This window comes from Vicinamibacteria bacterium (genome assembly GCA_035620555.1).
Classification (GTDB): domain Bacteria; phylum Acidobacteriota; class Vicinamibacteria; order Marinacidobacterales; family SMYC01; genus DASPGQ01.
Genome location: DASPGQ010000262.1, coordinates 1 through 4222, shown reverse-complemented (window position 1 = coordinate 4222; position 4222 = coordinate 1). Strand labels below are relative to the sequence as shown.

Annotated in this window: 4 protein-coding genes; 1 reads left to right on the top strand and 3 read right to left on the bottom strand. The window is 63.5% G+C overall.

The window, feature by feature from the left end:
• The coding region (locus VEK15_10905; protein ID HXV61193.1) for a urocanate hydratase at positions 1–469 on the bottom strand (469 nt) is incomplete at its 3' end.
• Positions 470–564: 95 nt separating this feature from the next.
• Complete coding sequence (gene hutH / locus VEK15_10900) at positions 565–2091, bottom strand: histidine ammonia-lyase (protein ID HXV61192.1); 1527 nt, start codon at positions 2089–2091, stop codon at positions 565–567.
• Positions 2092–2294: 203 nt separating this feature from the next.
• Between hutH and VEK15_10895 the strand changes: the two genes are divergently transcribed.
• The gene (locus VEK15_10895; GenBank protein ID HXV61191.1) at positions 2295–3080 is read left to right on the top strand and encodes a hypothetical protein; all 786 of its coding nucleotides are present in this window, start codon (positions 2295–2297) and stop codon (positions 3078–3080) included.
• A gap of 341 nt (positions 3081–3421) precedes the next feature.
• Here the strand turns inward: VEK15_10895 and VEK15_10890 are convergent.
• The coding region (locus VEK15_10890; protein ID HXV61190.1) for an MATE family efflux transporter at positions 3422–4222 on the bottom strand (801 nt) is incomplete at its 5' end.

Here is a 4222-nt window from a genome sequence, read left to right as displayed (position 1 = left end):
AACGTTCGCGGGCGCACGCGCCGAACGTCTCGTAGGTCCCCTGGAGAATTCCCTGCGTTCCGATGTAGATCCAGCTCCCCGCCGTCATCTGGCCGAACATTGTGAGCCCCAGAGCCTCGAGCCTCCGGAACTCCTCCCAGGTGGCCCAGTGGGGTACCAGCAACGAGTTCGCGATGAGAACCCGGGGGGCATCGGGGTGCGTGGCGGCAATGCCCACAGGGCGGCCGGACTGAACCAGAAGCGTCTCGTCCGATTCCAGATCTCTGAGCGCGCTCAGGATACGGTCGAAGTCCTCCCAGCTCCGCGCCGCCTTGCCCGTACCGCCGTAGACCACGAGCTCCTCGGGCCGTTCCGCGACTTCGGAATCGAGGTTGTTCTGGATCATCCGATAGGCGGCTTCCTGGGGCCAGGCCTTGCAGCTGAGCTCCACTCCCCGAGGGGCGCGGACGACTCGAGTCGATGCCGGCATGGTCTAATCTCCTTTCCGTCGAAGGTTCGATGCCCGAAGAATCTTCCGGACCACGGGCCGCGCGATGGCTGCGCTGTAACTGCCCATCACAAACTTCAGCCCATCCCTCCGACATGCGAAGAAGCCGCTTCGACGATGGCTCCCGACTCGACGAGACGGGTCGCTTCCCGAACGTCGGGGTGGTGGGGGCGGTCGCGATCGTAGTGGGGAACCTTTTCCCGAAGCCGAGCGTGCACGGCCTCGAGCGCCGGGGAAGTCGTCAAGGGACGCCTGAGGTCGAGAGCCTGGGCAGCGGCCAGGAGCTCGATCGCCAGGATGTTCGCGAGATTGCTCGCGACCTCGTTGGTCTTTCTCGCCGCGGTGACCCCCATACTGACGTGATCTTCTTGATTCGCCGAAGTGGGAATGCTGTCCACACTCGCGGGATGGGACAGAACTTTGTTCTCCGAGGCGAGCGCGGCCGCCGCAACCTGGAGGATCATGAACCCCGAGTTGAGTCCGCCTTCCTTTACGAGAAATGCGGGAAGCTCCGAAAGAGCGGGATTCACCAGTCTTTCCGTCCTGCGCTCGCTGACCGCACCGAGCTCGGCGAGGGCAATCGTGAGGAAGTCCGAGGCAAGCGCCACCGGCTGGCCGTGAAAGTTGCCCCCGGAGAGGACCTCCTTCGTTTCCACGAAGATCATGGGGTTGTCCGTCGCGCTGTTCATCTCGATGTTCAGGACACCTTCCACGTAGTCGAGCGCGTCTCGAACCGCGCCATGAATCTGCGGCATGCAGCGCAGCGAATAGCTGTCCTGCACCCGGTCGCAGCTTTCATGCGACTTTCTCATGGCGCTGCCCTCGAGGAGCCGTCTCAAGTTCTCCGCCGTCGTCCGCTGTCCCGGGTGAGGCCGCGCTTCGTGGATTCTGGGATCGAATGCGACGTCGGTTCCGAGCAGCGTGTCGAGGGTGAGGGCCCCGATGACGTCGGCGCAACGAACGAGTCGCCGCGCGAGCAGGACGGCATGGGCGAGGAGCGCGGTAATGACCTGCGTCCCGTTGATGAGCGCGAGCCCGTCCTTCGGGTGAAGCCTCACCGGGGACAGCCCCGCTCGGCGAAGGGCTTCGGTGCTCGGAAGTCGCTCTCCGCCGAAAACCGCATCACCCTCTCCGACGAGCGCGAGCGCGACGTGGGCGAGAGGAGCGAGGTCGCCGCTTGCGCCCACCGATCCCTTCTGGGGAACGACGGGATGGACCCCCCGGTTCAACATCGCGACGAGGGCATCGAGCGTTTCCGGGTCGATGCCGGAGAAGCCTGCCGCGAGCGTATTCACCCGTAGCAGCAGAATCGTCCGAACCACACTCTCGGGGAACGCCTCTCCCACTCCGGCCGCGTGGCTTCGGACCAAATTGAGCTGCAGCTCGTCCAGGTCTTTCCTCGGGATGACCACGTTACGAAAGTTCCCGAAACCGGTGTTGATGCCATACACGACGTTCTCGCTCAGCAAGATCTGCTCGACGACCTCCCGCGAGGCACGCACCCGCGAGCGGGCGTCGGGCGAAAGCGCCACCTCGGCCTCACCGAACGAAACGCTCCGAATCTCATCGAGCGTCAAGCTCCGGCCGTCGAGCACGAGAGACATCGTCACGATCTTAACCCCGAACTGGAGTCGAGAGGGGAAACACTATCGAAGCCGGGCGAGCGGCCGCGTAAATTTACGCAACCGGCGAGGAGATAGGGGCATTCCCCCACGGACCCGATCGGAGCGCTAACTCTAACCCACTGGGTCATGGTACTTTCCGACGCTTCGCCGATATGGCAGCGAACTTGCGTAATGGAAGAAACATGAGGTGCCGACCGATCGGGATTCTGGCGGTCGTCTTTTTGACCTCCGGGCGGAGCGTCGAAGCGCAATGGACGGATCCGAAGCTCATCGCGGGGCAAGTCGGATTCAACGTCGCCGTCAGTTTTTTCGGGCAAATCTTTCACGGAGAATCACCCGGCCGCGCGATCAAGACCGCGCTCGCCGACGGAGCGGTCTCGGGTGCCTTGGCCCACACGGGCTACTGCATCACCGGGCGCAACCCGGATTGGGCGCTCGTCGGCAAGGCACTCGCGCAAAAGTCGGCGCTCACCACGAAGCGATCGCTCGACGGAAAGCCGGTGTTCGATCGAACCCTCCTGACCCATTGGGAGCTGACCTACTCCTTCGTCCATATCGAGTGGTTGGACGAGCCCGACATCGAGATCGACGCAATCAACGCCGCCTTTTCCAGTTATTACCTGCTCGCTGGTGACCCTTATCGCCTCGACGCCTCCCGGTCTCTACTGAGCGGAAGCCTCGTCTTCGAGAACGTTTCTGACACGGGAGCGACGCGTGGATTCTACGTGCCGGGAGTGGTCTGGATACGGGAGGCCGACTACGACGACCGAAGCGTCTTGGGGCACGAGCTCGTACACAGCCTGCAAGCGGAGCGAGGCTCTTCCATCGACGAACGACACTTCGGCATCTTTCGGGTGAACTGGCTCGCATTCGCCTCCGGGGTTCCCGCTTTCGTCTCGGGGTGGCCGGCTCACGACCGACGGCCTCACGAGATCGAGGCGGACGCCTACTCCACGTCTCGCCGATAGAAGCCCGCTCGCCTTCTTCAGCCTGACCTAGGCCTCCTGTGGCAAGCGGTTTGCAATCAGCTTTAATTGCTCGTCTTTAACGGGACCGGCGTTTCGATTCAGAACGGTTCTTGGAACAGCTGTTTCGGAACGGTTCGGTGGGGCGAGGCCGAAGTGGACGATTTTGTCCATGGTTGGGGGACGGCCTCGCCCCTTTTTCTTTTGAGCTGACTCATCAGAGAGCTCAGTGCCGTGGCGGGACCCGCGATCGATCAGCCGCCACGGCTCGATCTGTTTACGGCGCGGCCAGCGCGCCGGGCTCGCTCCGCTCGCGCAGGGTGGGCTGGGTTATTATCACCCTGCTAGCGCGCCATGCCGCTCGAAGTCAGCTTGCGAAGCCGGCGCACCCAAACCCCGAGGAGGACGGCTCCGACGCTAGCGAGCCCGACGAGCATGCCTACCCAGAGCCCCGATACGCCTCGATCCAGAGTGAACGTGAGCGTGTATCCCACCGGAAGACCCAGGACCCAATAGCCCGCGAGGGAAGCAAACATGGGTGTTCGCGTGTCTCCGAGGCCTCGGAGTACTCCGATGGTAACCACCTGAAGTCCATCGAAGAGCTGGAAGAACGCGGCCACCCGGAGCAGCGAGATACCAACGGAGAGGACGTCGCCATCGGCGGTGAATAGGCCGATGATATGCCGCGGCACGAGCAACAGGGTGAGCATCGCCGTCGCCATGAACGAGACGCCGAGAAGAATCGCGGTCCAGCCGGAGCGAGCGATTGCCTCGGGGTCGTGTCGGCCAACGGCACGCCCCACACGAACGGCGGCCGCGGAGGAAACGCCGAGAGGAACCATGAACGTCGTCGAGGCCACGGTGATGGCAACCTGATGCGCCGCGAGCGAGGCGGGATCGAGCCGGCCCGCGAGGCCGGTCGCCACGGCGAAGAGGCCGAGCTCGAGAGTGATCTGAAAGGCCGCGGGGACTCCCAGATCGAACAAACGTCGGAAACGCACCCACTCGGGAGCGAAAGACGTTCTGCGGAGCTCTTTCCCCTGATGCAAAAGAACCCATCCGATCATGGCTAGCGCCATGAAGACCCGGGACACGAACGTGGCCCAACCCGCTCCCACGACTCCGAGTCGCGGGAGCCCCAGGTT

Bases quoted from the DNA above. Each gene is read 5' to 3' on its own strand.
- VEK15_10895 (HXV61191.1), top strand. From the start codon at position 2,295: ATGAGGTGCCGACCGATCGGGATTCTGGCGGTCGTCTTTTTGACCTCC.
- hutH (HXV61192.1), bottom strand. From the start codon at position 2,091: ATGTCTCTCGTGCTCGACGGCCGGAGCTTGACGCTCGATGAGATTCGG.